Source organism: Paenibacillus sp. FSL M7-1046, from assembly GCF_038007405.1.
In the GTDB taxonomy this organism is placed as follows: Bacteria; Bacillota; Bacilli; order Paenibacillales; family Paenibacillaceae; genus Paenibacillus_AQ.
Map to the genome: position 1 here is coordinate 6,743,071 of NZ_JBBOXB010000001.1, position 16,004 is coordinate 6,759,074.

Below are 16,004 nucleotides of genomic sequence, written 5' to 3' on the forward strand. Positions count from 1 at the left end.
CTATTTGGCATAATAGTTGTCCACATTGGCCCGGGTCACCACATCAATGCCGGTGTCTACCGTATCAGGCACAGGAATAGGCTTGTTATTGGCGTAGGCGGCAGGGTCCTCATCCAGATCACGGTGTAAATGAAACAGCTCCGTAAGCGACCAGTAGCCCATATTCCAGGTACCTTGCGCCATCGTGGCGGCGATTCTGCCTTCTTTAACAAGATCAAGTGTGCCTTTATCCGTATCGAAGCTGATGATCTTGAGCAATGACCCGGCTCCCTGCTTCGTTTCTACCGCCTCGGCTACACCTATTCCCCCATTGGACTCCGTAGCAAAAATACCTGTAAGCTTCGGGTATTCCGCTACCAGCTGTTGTGCCGCTTCCCTGGAAGCCACCTGATCACCGCGTCCATCCTTGATTGCTACCAGCTTCATCTCAGGGAATTCGCTGCGGATGGTGACACTGAAGCCGTCCGTACGCTCCTGATGATTATGCTGCTCCGGGGTCGTAATAATCGCCACCTCCCCTTTGCCGCCGGTGAGCTGGGCCATCTTCCGCGCAGCTTCAACTCCGGCATTGTAGTTATTGGTGCCAAGGAAAGAGTAGGCCTTGCTGTCCGGTGCCCCCGAGTCAAACAGCACGACAGGGATGCCGCTGTCCACGGCCTTGTTGATCGTAGCTGTGAGCAGCTCGGAATTAACTGCCGAAATGGCAATTCCCGCCGGTTTTTTGGCTATCATTTGCTCCAATACCGTCATTTGCTCATTGGCATCATGCTGGGTCGAGCCATGGTATTCGACGGAGACGTTCAGCTCCTCCGCAGCATCTTCGAAGCCCTTCAGCACGCTTTTCCAATAATCAATTCCACTTTGAAAGGTAACCATCACATATTTATCTTCTATATTGCCGCGCAGACCGGCTGTCTCCCATGGATCCGCAGCGTCAGCCTGCAGCTTGTAATTCAGCACATATACGAGAAAAATACCGATTAGCAGCACATAGACCATCCACAGCTTTTTCAAAATGTAACCCCTTTCGCAAAAGAACAAGGTAGCACAGCTATTGCCATGATACCTTGTTTAATAGGAGAAGGGAATACCCTCAGAATAGCAAATCTTGTGAATAATTCTCGCCCTCCAGCAGATCGTACTCCACCATACGGTAGTCATCCAGCAGCTGTTGCTGTTCAGGAGTGAAAGCTGTCAGTGCACCGTTGGAACCGATCAGCACCTGCTTGCTCAGACCGGGCATCTCATCCTGCACTTTCCCCAGAAGTTTGTAGTACGGGGGCATAGGCTGACCCGAGAGTCTAAAGACTGTAGGACCCAGAAAGGCCGGACTGAGAGTGTTCAGCGGCTCTTTGCCAATATTAAAATTCGCCAGCATCACCAGCTTTGTCTCGTGCTTAAGCCTTGGCTCGCTGTCCCAGCCGGCATCCGTATATATTCCGGCCGACAATGCCGGCAAATGATCACCCCAAAAAACGGCAATCGTAGGACGATCAAGAGTTAGCAGCTCCTGCTGCAGATACGCCAGCGCCTCATCGGTCAGCTTGGTATTCTGTGTGTAGGTTTCAAGCTCGTCTTTATAGGACGGTGAAGTGCCTTCAACGGATATCGTATTCGGTCCATTGTGCCCCTTCGTAAACGGAAAATGATTCTGCATGGTCACCAGATGCAAAAACGCCGGGTCAGAGGACGCCTTCAGCTCCCGCAAAGCCTCCTGTACAGCCGCCTTATCGGAAATGTATCCCTCCGGTGTGATGCGTCCGGCATTGTCCAGATCCTTCTCGCTGGTAAATGCGTCAAATCCGAGAATCGGGTACACACGGTTGCGGTTGTAGAACGTCTCGTCATACGGATGCAGCGCCAGCGCCCGGTAGCCACGCTCCTTCAGAATGCTTACAATTGAAGGCAGCGAGGACATTTTCACTATTTTTTGCTGATATGGAATGGAACCGTCGTTAAGAAAATACATGGACATCCCTGTCAACGCTTCAAATTCTATATTTGCCGTATTGCCGCCAAACTCAGGTGAGAGCAGGAAACCGGAGGGTGTGGCAGATTCTTCCTCATGGATAAACTTTAGCGGATCTTCACTAAAGGAGAGCCCCGGCAGACGGGTAGGATCAAAGAAGGCTTCGTCCATCATGAACAGGATGTTCGGCTGCTGCGTTGCCTGTACGTTCGGAACCGGATCCGGCAGCTTGCTGTATTTAGCGGCGATCTCCTCAATTGCTCTGCGGCTGTAGCCCTCAGGCTCTTCGATCAGGCTCTGGCGCAAATTGCCGGCAAAGGCAAATAAAAGACCGTTCTGTTTGTAATTCACCTTCTGGTTCCAGAAAATGTTCTGATATTTCATCGAAACAGCCAAAGAAGACTGATGGGCGACCATCGAAACAAATCCGGTTATCATCGCCACCGAAAGCGCGGCAAAGAGCATTCTCAGCGGCAGGGACACCTTAATCTTCGGCAGTTTGAAGAGCAGCCAGACCACAGCGGCAATAAGCAGAACAGCAGCTGCCAGCGCAAGCGGTGGAATCATGCCTTTGGTAATATGGCTCATCTCCCCGGCATTTTTGAGCAGCATCAAATCCCAGGGAAACAGCGGTTCTCCGGTGGTGGACAATTTCTTGTAATCGACAATACCCAGCACGATGCATAACACAGCGGCTACCGCAGATCCGGCGTAGACGCTCGGCAATATCATGGAAAATACCAGCAGGAGAAAGAAAAAGAACAGGCCTCCGGCTAAATACAACCAGTAATATTCTCCGATCCAGCTGAAAACACTCATCGCATCCATATTTAATGAAGCGGCCTGCATGAAGAAATTCAGAGCAAAGCCGCATAGCAGCAGAGCGAGCAGCAGGAAGCCCAATCGTTTGGAAGGTAAAAAATAGCGCATATAATATTCACTCCTAACTATACTAAACGTGTAGTATACGCCATTTAGCTTAAAGCTGCATTAAAAGAACGCACAAAAAAAGCCCCACAAAAGTGAGGCTTGGCTTTCCTTCCCATTTGAGACCTTAGCACCGCACACATCAGTTAGATGCACCCGGCTTGTTCAGCTATGAATCTCTACTCCCTATTTCACGTACAGACGGCTGGTTTCTTCCCAGAATTCGCCCGGCTTCAGGCCGAACAATCCGATCTCATCAGCAGGAAGATCCACCTTCGGCGCATTCACCAGGTTAATCTGCGGCTCCGGACAGAAGAATCCTTCTGTAGCGCCATTGTTCCAGATCATCCATTGCTTGTACGAGGTTCCGACATCATACACGAGCGTAACGCCGGACTTGCTGTCCGTCAGTTCCATCCGGTTGCGGCCATTTTGCGGTACAGCGGTGTAGTGGTTGTCCATCGGCGCAAAAAACGGATTAACTCCTTCATCACGCAACGCGATTTCGTCTGCCGTCAGCTCCTGGAATGCACCGGTAGGCAGCATGCGCTCACTCAACTCCCAGCGCTCGCCGATGGTTGCCTTCACGCGGTAATCCTGAGGCGAGCTGTCCGGTGCAAACGGCGCATTGATCGCCGTGTGGAAGGCCAGCAGGCAAGGCATCAGCTCGCCGCCGTCATTGTGGACCAGCAGTTGCTGGGACAGCCCGGTTGCTTCTCCCAGCGTGTAGCGCAGCTTGACCGTATATTTGAACGGCAGGTATTGATAGGACGGGTGAGTCTCGTCTACCTTGATCGCCACCGTAACGAAGCTTTCGCTCTTACCGCTGCCGAATTCTTCAACTTCCCACGCAGCCGTATGTAAAAATCCGTGCAGATGGTTGCCTGTTGCAGCCTCATTCACCGGAAACTTGTAGGTTTGTCCATTCCACGGAAATTCCCCATCTTCATAACGATTCGGAGGAAACAGTACAGGTATGCCGTGAATTCCAGGGCTGGCCTTAAAGGCCTCCATCTCTGCCGCTCCCGGCTCATGCAGGAAACGGTAACCGTTTTCGGTATCACGGAAGCAAATCAGATTGCCGCCGATGCCCGGCAGGATAGCTGCCTCGTAACGTCCCGCTTTTAGCCAGACTGCAGCTTCTCCTTCATATTGTCCTTCGAATGCAGTAATCGACATGATAACTTTATTCTCCCTTCCATATGTTCGAAATGACTATCTCCTAAATAGATTACCACATCTGCCCAGAAGCGAACATGTCATTTTTACAACTGTTCCACTTCTACGCTCATTACATGTTCAATTTTCTTCACATCATAATAAATTTCCGTCGCATAATCCTGATCAGGCGCAGACAGCACCATGTCAATCAGTTGTCTGCCGTCATCCAGATCCTTGATCTTCATCCGCCGGATCGTCCGTCCCGGTCTTCTCGTCTTTCGTTGATCGGTCATCTGACGTCCCTCGATCTTCTGGATCACCTCGGTCAGCACATAATTGGGCTCCATTATGATCTTGACGGAAATCTCATGCTTGTTCAGCACCTGTGGTCCAACGGCTTTGATCAGCAGCGGCACAGCATTGACGGCAAACATCAGCAGCACAACTGCATACCCCGCTTCCACATAAAAGCCTGCTCCAACCGCGATGCCAATCCCCGAGGCCGTCCAGATCAGCGCCGCCGAAGTTAATCCGGAAATCGCGTCTCCGCCTCTGCGCAGGATTACACCCGCGCCCAAAAATCCGATCCCGCTGACAATCTGCGCCGCCAGGCGCATCGGGTCCATGTTGGGGTGGTCCGTTCCCCCGAACTTGTCATAAGCATGGATCGAGACAAGCGTCACTAAACAGCTTGCGATACTGATGACCATACTGGTCCGAATCCCCAGCGGCTTTTGTTTTAATTGCCTGTCGATACCGATGAACAGCCCGAACAGCATGGCCACAAGCAGCTTTACTATCGATTCCGTGTGCAGATCAATCTCCATAGCTCCTCCTAAAAGTATATTTGTGAATAAACAGATAGAATCAGTATACCTGAAAACAACATGAAAGCTTAGCTTTATTTATAGCATGTTAACCCCATAAAACATTTAAATCTAAATGAACAAGAAGAAACGGCATCCCCGGCCTTTTGCGTCAGCGATGCAGCCCTCTCGGGCTGAGCCTATGACAAGGAACGGATTCCGTTTCTTCTAAGGAAGAGCTATTCAGTTCATTATATGCTTGGCTGCCCTTGGTTAGAAGAGATCAGCCATGCAGCAGCGACTCGGCTCCGTCACAATAAATCTCTGTTCCTGTAATATGATCCGAATCTGCGGATGCCAGGAACAGGGCAAGTTTGGCCACCTGATCGGGCCTTCCGGGACCTTCCTCCAGCGGCTGCCCGCCGTCCGGAAAGTTCACCTCGATCTGCACTTCTTTGAGATCGTCGGAAGGATACGTATTGTCATCAATATTCGTCTTGATCGCCCCCGGACAGATGGCATTCACACGAATTTTGTATTGGGCCAGCTCCAGTGCAGCCATCTTCATAAAAGCCACCTGACCGGCCTTCGTCGTGCTGTAGGCTGAGAAACCGATATTAGAGAACACGCGGTTACCGTTGATCGAGCTGTTGATCAGTATGCTGCCTCCGTTCTCCTTCAAATGCGGAATTGCATATTTGACAGTGGCAAAGGTTCCACGGAGGTTGATATGAATCGTCTGATCCCAGGATTCAATATCCATCGTTTCAATCGGAGTCATCGCTCCGTTTATCCCGGCATTGGCGAACACAACATCAAGCCGCCCCCACTTCGCGGCCGCTTGCTTCACCGCCGCTTCCACCTGCTGCGGTTCGGCAATGTCACATTCAATGACGACGGCTTCCCCGCCTTCCTGTTTCACCTGACGTACAACCTTCTCGGCATTTTCAACCGTCCGGTCGAGCAGTACCACCTTTGCTCCGTTTCTGGCGAACTCCAGCACCGATGCTCTTCCGATCCCGGAACCGCCTCCAGTAACAATAGCTACCTTGCCTTTTAGCTTCTGGTCTGTCATATTAGCCAATCCTCCCAATCTAGATCATCTGTATACGCTTACCGGTTAAGTTCTTTCCTTAACCTTTACCTCACATACAGGGGAGTGAATCGGTGTGCACACCTTTCCTGCTCTGCTCCAGAGCAGATCATACTTTGACTCAACCCTTCAGTCCGCTGGTACTGATACCATCCACTATCTGCTTCTGGAAGATAAAGAATATCAGCATAACCGGCGTGAGACTGAGCACAGACATCGCGAACATCGGCCCCCAATTGGAAACAGATTCACTGTCGAGAAACATTTTTAGACCCATGGATACTGTGTATTTGGATGGAGAGTTCAAATACAGCACAGGCCCGAGCAAATCCTCCCAGCGCCAGTAGAAAGAGAAGATTGCTGCAGTCGCCATAGAAGGCCGGATCAGTGGCAGAATAATCTTGTAATACAATCTGAATTTACCGCAGCCGTCAATCGTCGCCGCCTCGTCCAGCTCCGCGGGAATCGTGCGGATGAACTGCAGCATCAGGAAGATAAAGAACGGGACACCGAAAAATTGCGGAATTACAATCGGTCTGATGCTGTCCAGCCAATTCAGCTTCGTATAAATTATATATTGCGGCACCAGCACTACATCCGAGGGCAGCATCAGCGTCATCATCATGATCCCGAACCACAGGCCATGGCCGGCAAATTTGTTGCGGGCGAATCCGAAGGCAACCAGTGAGGAAGAGAACACCGCACCAAAAGTAGCCACAATGACGATAACGAATGAGTTCTTGATAAAGACGCCGAACGAATATCCTGCGACCCCTTCCCAGCCATTGGCGTAGTTCCCCCACTCCCAGGGATGCGGAAGCAGCTGCTGCGCCGTGACGAACACCAAACGGCTCTCCTTAAAGGAGCTCATAATCATCCATACAATCGGGTACAGCATGATGATGGCGAGTCCGCCGATAAGCAGGTGATAGATCGGCCATTTCATTTTATTCTTCGCCATGGCTCATTTCCCTCCTCCCGATTCATAGAAAACCCATGATCTGGATGTTTTGAACAGAATTCCAGTCATAATTCCGACGAGCAGGAGCATCACCCAGGCCATAGCCGACGCATAGCCCATATTGTTGAACATAAATGCCTGGCGGAACAAATACAGGGAATAAAGCATGGTTCCGTCCATCGGCCCGCCTTCGCCCTTGGAAATAATGTAGGCCGGCACAAATGTCATAAATGCGCTGATCGTCTGCATAACCAGATTGAATAGAATCACTGAACTAAGCAGCGGCAGCGTTATTTTGAAGAACTTGCGGAAGAAGCTTGCACCGTCTACACTGGCGGCTTCATACATTTCACCGGAAATATTTTTTAGACCGGCCAGAAAGATCAGCATCGAGGAACCGAATTGCCAGACCGATAAGGTTATCAGCATTATGAGTGCGGCACCCGGATCTCCGAACCAGCTCACGGGCCCAAGTCCGAAAAATCCCAGCAGGCCGTTGATAATTCCGGTATCGCTAAAGATGTTGCGCCACATAATTGAGACAGCCACACTGCCGCCGATGATGGAGGGCAAGTAATAAACGGTCCGGTAGGCCCCCACCATTCGCGACTTTGTATTGAGGATCATCGCCACGAACAGGGCAAATCCCAACCGCAGCGGGACACCGATGAACACGTACATCAGGGTGACTTTCAGGGAATGCAGGTATTTGGGATCACCTGTGAACATCTTGGTATAATTGTCCAGCCCCACCCATTGAGGGGGGGCGAACAGATTATATTTGGTAAAGGACAGATACAAGGAAATAATCATAGGAACCAGTGTGAAGCTCAGGAATCCAATAATAAAAGGACTGATAAATGCGTATCCTGTCAGGTTTTTGCGCAGCCTCTGCCCTAGCGGTTTCTTCGCTCTATAGACGGGAGGCTGTGCGGTAAGGGGATGGCTGGAAGGCAAGGTTCTCCAACTCCAATCTTTTTAGAATTCACAGTACGGCGGGGTTTGCCTTAACGGTTCGCGAGAATTTCATTCGCTTCCTTACGGAACCGGGCAGCGGCAGCATCTGGCTTAATCTGGCCGAAGTTCATTTGCTCGGCAAGGTCGGTCAGCAGGGCCACCACTTCCGGCGATCCCACCGGCGGACTCATTGGCGAAGTCTTCGGCTCCATGTCCGCTACGAACTGGAAGACCTGTTTGCCGGAATCTGTCAGTTCAGTGGACAGTGATTCTTTGATTTTGCTGGAAATCGGCACGCCGCGTTCACCTTTGATCAGCTTGTTGGCTTCTGCATTATTGATCCAGAAATCAATAAATTTCGCCGCTTCTTCTTTAGCCTTGGAGTTGGCCGTGATCGACCAGTACATGCTTGGCTGCATATAGAGCCCTTTTTCCATGTCCGGACCAGGCATTTGCGCCAGCGCCATCGGACGGTTCACAGCAATTTGCAGGGCCACATACTGGTTCGACCACTGCCAGACCCCGACCCCCGTTCCTTTGACCACATCCGTCTCTTCAATAACCCCTTTATTCTGGCTCAGCTTATCCTGGGAAGGTACAGCCCCTTTGACAATCAAATCAGAGAGCATTCCGAAAAAGTCACTGAACATTGCATCATCTTCATAACCCAGCGCAGAACCGTCCGTGTTGTAGAGCGACACTCCTTTGGTGCGCAGATAGTAGTTGAAAAAGACATCCGCCGCCATCGAGGTGTCTATATACAACCCGGCGTCTTTGCTCTTGAGTGCAATTTCCTTATAATCGTCCCAAGTCCAGTTCTCAGGAATGCTGTCCACACCGGCTTTCTTGAGCAGTGCCGGATCGTATTGGAAACCAAGAACATTGACACCCAGTGGAATGCCGTACTGTTTGCTGTCAATTTTACCGGTCGCAAGCACATTCTCATTCACGTCTCCGACCTGAATCGATTTGTTTAAGTAGGCGCCCATATCCTCCAGCTGACCGTTCGTTCCATATTGATTAATATAGGAAATATCCATTTGCACAATATCGGGCAAGCGGTTGGCCGCCGCCTGGGGAGCCAGCTTCTTCCAGTAATCATCAAAGGAAGCATATTCAGGTTCAATCGTAACGTTCGGATTCTGCTCTTCATACATGTCGATCACTTGCTGAGTATACGAATGACGGGTGTCTCCGCCCCACCAGGCAATACGCAAGGTTACAGGCTCCGCTGAGGTTGTAGCTGCCGGCTTGTTATCTGCTCCTGCTGTCACTTCCGAATTAGTTGCGGTGGCCGCAGTGTTATTGTTTCCTCCGCAGCCGGCAAGCATGGACAAAAGCATGGGAACCGCCAATAAGGCAAATCTCTTTTTCAATTTCAGTTCTCCCCTTTTCGCAAATGGATTAAGAAGGACCCACTTCAATGGTAACGCTTCCATATGTAAATTCTCTCAAATTCAGCAGCATACTTGAATACAAAAAACCGTTCTCTTTGTTCAATAATCAGCTTCCTTGCGGCTTCATAAAGTCTGTAGGGGTCTGGCCGGTCACTTTTTTAAACACCTGGCTGAAATATTGGGCATTCCCGCCGAACCCGAACATTTCCGCCAGCTCAAATACCTTGACGTCACCGCTACGGATAATATGCTCTGAAGCTTTTGTAATCCGGTAATTAGTCACATAGTTGGAGAATTTTTCGCCGGTGATTTTTTTGAATATTTTCCCCAGGTAATCCGGGTTCATATATAACATTTTTGCGGCCACTGAACCAAGCGAGAGCTCCGCATTCCAGTAATCGGTTTCGATGATGTGCAGCATTTTATCTACGATGGAGGATTGGCGGGTGACGAAATGCCGTTCGTACATTGCCGTTAGACGGCAGGCCGCCTCTTTCACATAATCCTTAAGACTGCCGAGGGTACGCAGCTCTACCAGCTCCGCAAGCCCTGAAGTAAAGGCGCCTCTCTCCTCCGGTATACACAGTCTGATCATCGCCGAATACAGCTGCAGCACATAGGAACGGGTCACATTGATATCAAACCGCTCTGCCGATAATACGCCGAATAAGCGATCCAGTTCACTTTCCACCGCATGCCGGTCGCCAGCTTTGATAAGCAGACAAATTTGCTCCTCCTGCAGATCAATCTCGTTTCGTCCGCTGAGTTCATCTTCAGGAATGTCACTTCCCGTAATCAGGCTGCCTTCTTCCAGATAAAAACGATGGTTCATGCACTGCAGTGTCTGCCGGTACAGGCTGCGGGAGTGGTTCATCTGCCCCTGGTCACTGACCGCAATCGTCGGATATATTTTGTAAAAAGTATTAAAAATCTCCTTCACCTCTGAGATCCGCTCCAGCAAACCCGGCTGGTCACTGCCATCCTCCGGCTGCTCCACCAGGATTAATAGATGGTTGCCGATAGTGGTGCTGAGAAGCACCTCATGAAGCATATCCTGGGCGATATTTTGCAGCGCGAACAAATGCTCATATTCACAGCCATCCTCCAGCCGGAACAGGATCAGCCTGACTGATTTATCATCCAGCGTGAGGCCAAACAGCTCTTGATAATAATCCAGGTCACGGCTTCCATAGGTTTTGTTGGAAATCCATTCCTTAAGAAATTGCGCTTTGACATGCGGCAGCACCTTCTTCAGACGCTCTTTCATGTCACCCACAAACTGCTCCCGTCTCTTGATCTCACCCAATTCCAACGTCAATTCGCTCAGCGCTTCATGTATCTGCCGCTCGTTGCACGGCTTCAACAGGTAATGTTTGACCCCGTGCTGCATAGCGCTGCAGGCATAATCAAAATCCTTATAGCCGGTCAGCATAATGAATTTCACCTGCGGAAAGCGCACACTGCACTGCTCTACCAGCTTCAGGCCATCCAGACCGGGCATGGAAATATCGGTGATCACGATCTCCGGCTTAAGCCGCTCCATTTGGGCCAGCGCTTCAATGCCGTTGCGGGCTGTTCCTGCCAGCACTGTGCCTGCCTTCTCCCAATCCACAACCTGTGAGATCCCTTCCAGGATCAGCCTTTCATCGTCGACCAACAGCAGTTTATACATGGCCATGCTCCCCTTTCAAATAAGGAATTAGTACATGAATAACCGTACCCATCCCCGGCTGACTTTCAATTTCGGTTCCCCACTCCCCGCCAAAAACCAGTTGTACACGTTCCTTGATATTCGCCAGCCCGATTCCCTCACCCCGGGTCTGAATCCGCCCCTGCTGCAGATCGCGAATAAATTGATCCGTCATACCGGGTCCATTGTCAGCTACCCTAAGATCCAGTCCGTTTGAAGTACGGCTCACGGAAATTGTAATCGTGCAGGGTTCAATATTTGGTTCCAGCGCGTAGCGGATGGCGTTCTCTACCAGCGGCTGCAGGGTCAGCTTGGGAATCAGCGCATCCTGCAGATCGGCAGGAATGTCCATTCTGAAGTCCAACCGCTCCTCAAAACGTGTTCTTTGAATCGTGACATAACTCCTCACAATACTGAGCTCCTTCTCCAATGTGATCAGCGGGTCTTTCAGCCCTATCGAGCTGCGGAGCAGGTAACCCAGTGCCTCCACCATCTCTGAAATCTGCTCCTGCTTGTTCACCTTGGCCAGCCAGTTGATCGATTCCAAAGTGTTGTATAGGAAATGCGGATTTATCTGCGCCTGTAGCGCCTTCAGCTCTGTTTCCCGGATCACCAGCTGCTTTGCGTAGTTCTCATCAATCAGTTCTCTGATCCGGCGGATCATCATTTTGAACGTACGGTTGAGCTGGCTTACTTCATCCTGGGCATTGCGCGAGACAAGTCCCAGCGACTGCTCCTCCAGATTGTCCAAGTCACCTTTTTCGATCCGTCTCATCTTCTCCGTCAGCTTCGAAATCGGCCGTGCGATGCTTCGGGCGAGACGATAGCCAAGCAGCAGCCCTAGCAGGAGAATGCAGGCAAATACGATGACGACCATTCTTTTGAGAATAGTGATCTGCTTGAACATTTCATTGAACGGTGTCGCGTTAATATAAGTCCAATCCATATAGGAGGACTCCGTCTTAGCAATGAAATACGTGCCTTGGGCGTAGCTGCCGGTCCGGTAAGGTTCAGGCCGTCCCACTTCCACTGCCAGCTCGAGCGGTGTAAGCAGCGGCTCTGCGGGATAGATTGAGCGGTTGCTGGCCGTATCAACTACAATCAGCTGGCCGTCACCCGAGACCATATTCGTGCTGTCGGCAACGATCCTTTCTACCCGTATGCGGATAACCAGCGTCCCCAGATGATCCAGTGTAAAAGTTGAGCCTGTATAAGACTTGATCTGTCGTACGGCAAGCAGTGAGTTTTTGCTGCCCTGGGTGTACCAGACGTTGCTTCCTCCACCCTCTACAGCCAGCGGCTTCAGCTGATCCTGCAGGGACTGCGATACTCCTTCCCGGTTGCCGGCTGTCATCACACCGTCATTTGCATCCATCAGCATCATGGAATACACATACTTCTCCGCACCCGCAAAAGCCACCAGCCGGTTAATAATCTTGTTATGCAGCACCAGCCGCTGATAGGGTGTGGGATGATCCAGCAGCTTGCGCAGACAATCCTGGATCTGTTCATCCGAGCCGACCGCAAAGGACAGCTGCTCCAGCTCCTTAAGCTCACTCTCTATGCTGACTGCCGACATACCAAGGACTTCAGATGACTTTTCATAAATTTGCCGGTCGTAGATCCGGTACACGTACTGAAGAAATATAAGAGAAAACAGAAACGACAGCAGCAGTAAGAAGGAAATGAGCAGAATCATTTTGTTAAAGATCCCCGAATTCCTGTAAGCGCTTTTATTATTTCTCAAGTACATTTCTCTTTTCAATCCGCCTTTCCGTATCATTTATGAGGCCAGTTCGCTTCATGGACATTATTATCATAAACGAATGACACGGTTATGGAAATATAAACCAAAAAAGACCTGAATAGCAGTTCCATGAGAAACTGCCTATCCAAGTCTATAGGGTGATGATTGTAAATGCGTATTTAAGTAGAGCACATATTATCCCAGCATCATCCGGTCATCCGCCAGCTTATGTCCGCTGATGGTTTCGAATTCACCAAGCAGCCGTTCGACGGTCAGATCTTTTTTCCGCTCTGCATCAATGTCCAGGATAATAGTCCCTTTATCCATCATGATCAGCCGGTTGCCCAGCCGGATGGCCTGCTCCATGTTGTGGGTAACCATCAGCGTAGTGAGCTTCATCTCACGGACAATCGATTCCGTCAGTTTCGTAATCAGCTCCGCGCGGGCCGGGTCAAGGGCTGCAGTATGCTCGTCCAGCAGCAAAATCTGCGGCTGGGTAAAGGTCGCCATCAGCAGGCTTAGCGCCTGTCTCTCTCCGCCGGACAGCAAGCCCACTTGGGCGCGCAGCCGGTTCTCCAGCCCGATGCCGAGGCGGCTCAGCTGTTCACGGAACAGCGCCCGTCTGGCGCTGCTTACTCCGAAGGTCAGACCGCGGTTTTGGCCCCGTTTGAAAGCCATCGCCAGGTTCTCCTCAATCGTCATATGAGGGGCCGTACCGGCCATCGGATCCTGAAAGACCCGTCCGATCCAGCGGGCGCGCTGATACTCAGGCAAATGGCTGATCGAGCTGCCTTCGATCCGTGCTTCCCCCAGATCCGGCTTCATTACTCCGGAGATCACGTTCATCAAAGTGGATTTACCTGCCCCGTTGCTTCCGATAATCGTAACGAAATCGCCGGCTTGAAGGTGAAGGTCGATGCCCAGCAACGCTATCTTCTCATCCGGGCTGCCGGGATTAAACAGCTTGGATACATTATCAAGCTTTAGCATCGGCTGTTCCCCCTTTCTTGCTTCTTAGTGCCAGCGCCGCTAGTTCAGCGCTTCTTCTGCGGGCTGTTCTCTTCTGCTTCATATACCGCTGAAGCGACGGGAACAACAGGGCAATAATGACGATAACTGCCGTAATCAGCTTCAAGTCGGAGGCTTTTAACCACGGAACCCGCAGGGCCAGCGCTACAACTATCCGGTAAACGATCGAGCCCAGCACAACGGCCAGCGTAGCCCGGAACACATTTCTGGCGCCAAAAATCGCCTCTCCAATAATTACCGAAGCCAGTCCGATTACAATCATCCCAATACCCATGGTTGAATCGGCAAAAGAGGAAGACTGAGCGATTAGTGCTCCCGAGAGCGCTACTAAGCCATTCGACAGGCTGATGCCGAGAATAGTCGTTGTATCTGTGTTTACACCAAAGCTGCGGATCATTCTTGAATTGTCGCCTGTGGCCCGCAGGGCCAGGCCAAGGTCTGTGCGCAGAAACAGATCCATCAGCAGTTTAACAGCAACCACAATAAACGGCATGACCAGCAAAGGATTTATTGAACTAAGCAGGGTGTCTTCGCCCATGATCGAAACGTTGGGCTTATCTAATATCCGTAAATTAATGGAATAAAGAGCTATCATCATCAGGATCCCGGACAGCAACCCGTTAATTTTGCCTTTGGTATGCAGCAGGCCCGTGCACATGCCGGCTGCCATACCGCCAGCCATTGCACAGAATGTAGCCAGCCAAGGGGAATAGCCCTGAGTAATCATCACTGCGGCGATCGCCCCGCCAGTTGTAAAACTTCCGTCTACAGTTAAATCCGGAAAGTCAAGAATCCGAAAGGTTATATATACCCCCAAAGCCATAAAAGCGTACAGCAAGCCCGATTCCAAGGCTCCCATTATTGAATCATACATAGGTGACTTCCTCCCTCAAGCGGCAAGGGGCGTTCTTCTCGAACCGCCCCGTCATAATATCTGAACTTATTGAATGATGTTGTTGGTCTGATCGGCGACTTCGGCTTTCATGGCATCTGTAACTTCAATGCCCTGCGCCTCTGCAGCCTTCAGGTTAAGTATAAGGTCCAGCTTCTCCTGCATGGTCACTTTCATGTCGCCTGGGCTTGTGCCGTTCTTCAGCACCTCCACAGCCATTTCACCAACCTGATAGCCGTGGTCATAATATTTGAAACCGACAGTGGCAAAAGCGCCCTTCTCTACCGTATCACGGTCAGCGGAGAAGAAAGGAAGCTTCTTCTCATTCGCGGTTTGGATGATCGTATCTACAGCACTTACCACCGAATTGTCCAGCGTAATGTAGAATGCGTCTACACGTCCGACAAGCGATTCAGCCGCCTGCTTCACTTCAGAAGTATTCGTAACTGCAGCCTTCACCAGCTCAATGCCGTGTTTGTCGAGCTCTTCCTTGGCGATTCCTGCCATAACTACAGCATTCGGTTCGCCCTCATTAATGACAAGACCCAGTTTCTTCACCTTCGGGAATTGTGCCGCAATAAATTGCATCAGCCGGGTGATTGCCTCCGGATTGGTATCGGAAGCACCGGAGACATTGCCGCCCGGGTGTTCCAGATCGGTTACAAGTCTGGCATCCAGCGGATCTGTAACAGCGGCGAACAATACCGGTGTATCCTTATCTACCTTTTGCACAATTGATTGAGCCGAAGGAGTGGCAATCGCGAGCACGAGATCGTTTTTGTCGCCGGCAATCTTCTGTGCGATGGACAGGTTGTTGGCTTGATCGGCCTGTGCGTTCTGGAGATCCACCTTCAGGTTCTCGCCTTCAATAAGGCCGGCATCCTTAAGCGCGGCCATGAAGCCTTCGCGCGTCGCATCCAGCGACGGATGTTCTACGTATTGGGAGATGGCAATACTGTAGGATTCTTTGCTGCCTGCATCTGCAGGAGCAGCCGTAGCATTTGCCGGTTTGTTAGCAGCTTTTTCCGTATTCACCGCAGCATTGTTGTTCGATCCGCAACCCGAAGCTACAAGCATCAGACACAAGCTCAACCCTACCCAAATATTCTTTTTTTTCATCATATAACCCCTTTTCTTTTACGGTATCAGCGCGTGCATCAAAGTGAGCGACTCAGCACTATCGCTTTCATCTTTAAAAGCGTTAAAGCGAAAGCTTACACTAACCTCACATAAAATACAGCCAATCTATTAAACATAATATTATATGGCGGTCGTTTATCCGTCAATGACTTATCGGCTCTCCAATTTATTCTTGCAAGATCAGGAAGCTAATCCAAGATGTTCACTCCTTCTGACCCTACAAGAAAAGCTTCGA

13 protein-coding genes are annotated in these 16,004 nt (G+C 50.6%); all 13 read right to left on the bottom strand.

Annotation, left to right across the window (positions count from 1 at the left end):
• Entirely contained in the window at positions 1-1,014 is a 1,014-nt protein-coding gene (locus NYE29_RS30175; protein ID WP_076111323.1) for a substrate-binding domain-containing protein, read from the bottom strand.
• Between the two features lie 79 nt (positions 1,015-1,093).
• Positions 1,094-2,899 (bottom strand): LTA synthase family protein, encoded by a 1,806-nt coding sequence (locus NYE29_RS30180; RefSeq protein ID WP_076111322.1) that lies wholly within the window; start codon positions 2,897-2,899, stop codon positions 1,094-1,096.
• Positions 2,900-3,082: 183 nt separating this feature from the next.
• The gene (locus tag NYE29_RS30185; RefSeq protein ID WP_076111321.1) at positions 3,083-4,075 is read right to left on the bottom strand and encodes an aldose 1-epimerase; all 993 of its coding nucleotides are present in this window, start codon (positions 4,073-4,075) and stop codon (positions 3,083-3,085) included.
• Positions 4,076-4,161: 86 nt separating this feature from the next.
• Positions 4,162-4,884 carry an MgtC/SapB family protein gene (locus NYE29_RS30190; RefSeq protein ID WP_038590644.1) on the bottom strand — a complete coding sequence of 241 codons (723 nt, stop codon included), beginning with the start codon at positions 4,882-4,884 and terminating at the stop codon, positions 4,162-4,164.
• Positions 4,885-5,146: 262 nt separating this feature from the next.
• Positions 5,147-5,938, bottom strand: a complete 792-nt coding sequence (locus NYE29_RS30195; RefSeq protein ID WP_076111320.1) for an SDR family oxidoreductase — start codon at positions 5,936-5,938, stop codon at positions 5,147-5,149.
• Positions 5,939-6,077: 139 nt separating this feature from the next.
• Positions 6,078-6,917, bottom strand: a complete 840-nt coding sequence (locus NYE29_RS30200; RefSeq protein ID WP_076111319.1) for a carbohydrate ABC transporter permease — start codon at positions 6,915-6,917, stop codon at positions 6,078-6,080.
• A gap of 3 nt (positions 6,918-6,920) precedes the next feature.
• Positions 6,921-7,805, bottom strand: a complete 885-nt coding sequence (locus NYE29_RS30205; RefSeq protein ID WP_038599556.1) for a carbohydrate ABC transporter permease — start codon at positions 7,803-7,805, stop codon at positions 6,921-6,923.
• Between the two features lie 119 nt (positions 7,806-7,924).
• Positions 7,925-9,250: an ABC transporter substrate-binding protein gene (locus NYE29_RS30210; RefSeq protein WP_256718133.1), complete on the bottom strand. Its 1,326-nt coding sequence runs from the start codon at positions 9,248-9,250 to the stop codon at positions 7,925-7,927.
• A 127-nt stretch (positions 9,251-9,377) separates the two neighbouring features.
• Positions 9,378-10,943 (bottom strand): response regulator, encoded by a 1,566-nt coding sequence (locus tag NYE29_RS30215; protein ID WP_340898778.1) that lies wholly within the window; start codon positions 10,941-10,943, stop codon positions 9,378-9,380.
• The gene (locus NYE29_RS30220; protein ID WP_144024343.1) at positions 10,936-12,714 is read right to left on the bottom strand and encodes a histidine kinase; all 1,779 of its coding nucleotides are present in this window, start codon (positions 12,712-12,714) and stop codon (positions 10,936-10,938) included. Before NYE29_RS30220 ends, NYE29_RS30215 begins: the two co-directional genes overlap by 8 nt.
• A 189-nt stretch (positions 12,715-12,903) precedes the next feature.
• On the bottom strand, positions 12,904-13,698 hold the full coding sequence (locus tag NYE29_RS30225; RefSeq protein ID WP_076111316.1) for an ABC transporter ATP-binding protein: 795 nt from the start codon (positions 13,696-13,698) through the stop codon (positions 12,904-12,906).
• Entirely contained in the window at positions 13,685-14,611 is a 927-nt protein-coding gene (locus NYE29_RS30230; protein ID WP_038590622.1) for an ABC transporter permease, read from the bottom strand. Before NYE29_RS30230 ends, NYE29_RS30225 begins: the two co-directional genes overlap by 14 nt.
• Positions 14,612-14,677: 66 nt before the next feature.
• Positions 14,678-15,748, bottom strand: coding sequence for an ABC transporter substrate-binding protein (locus NYE29_RS30235; RefSeq protein ID WP_038590619.1), 1,071 nt, complete (start codon positions 15,746-15,748; stop codon positions 14,678-14,680).
• Between the last annotated feature and the right edge of the window lie 256 nt (positions 15,749-16,004).

What these genes read in the sequence shown, in the direction of transcription:
- NYE29_RS30180 (WP_076111322.1), bottom strand. Translation starts at nt 2,899, where the DNA reads ATGCGCTATTTTTTACCTTCCAAACGATTGGGCTTCCTGCTGCTCGCT.
- NYE29_RS30185 (WP_076111321.1), bottom strand. Translation starts at nt 4,075, where the DNA reads ATGTCGATTACTGCATTCGAAGGACAATATGAAGGAGAAGCTGCAGTC.
- NYE29_RS30190 (WP_038590644.1), bottom strand. Translation starts at nt 4,884, where the DNA reads ATGGAGATTGATCTGCACACGGAATCGATAGTAAAGCTGCTTGTGGCC.
- NYE29_RS30195 (WP_076111320.1), bottom strand. Translation starts at nt 5,938, where the DNA reads ATGACAGACCAGAAGCTAAAAGGCAAGGTAGCTATTGTTACTGGAGGC.
- NYE29_RS30200 (WP_076111319.1), bottom strand. Translation starts at nt 6,917, where the DNA reads ATGGCGAAGAATAAAATGAAATGGCCGATCTATCACCTGCTTATCGGC.
- NYE29_RS30215 (WP_340898778.1), bottom strand. Translation starts at nt 10,943, where the DNA reads ATGTATAAACTGCTGTTGGTCGACGATGAAAGGCTGATCCTGGAAGGG.
- NYE29_RS30220 (WP_144024343.1), bottom strand. Translation starts at nt 12,714, where the DNA reads ATGTACTTGAGAAATAATAAAAGCGCTTACAGGAATTCGGGGATCTTT.
- NYE29_RS30225 (WP_076111316.1), bottom strand. Translation starts at nt 13,698, where the DNA reads ATGCTAAAGCTTGATAATGTATCCAAGCTGTTTAATCCCGGCAGCCCG.
- NYE29_RS30230 (WP_038590622.1), bottom strand. Translation starts at nt 14,611, where the DNA reads ATGTATGATTCAATAATGGGAGCCTTGGAATCGGGCTTGCTGTACGCT.
- NYE29_RS30235 (WP_038590619.1), bottom strand. Translation starts at nt 15,748, where the DNA reads ATGAAAAAAAAGAATATTTGGGTAGGGTTGAGCTTGTGTCTGATGCTT.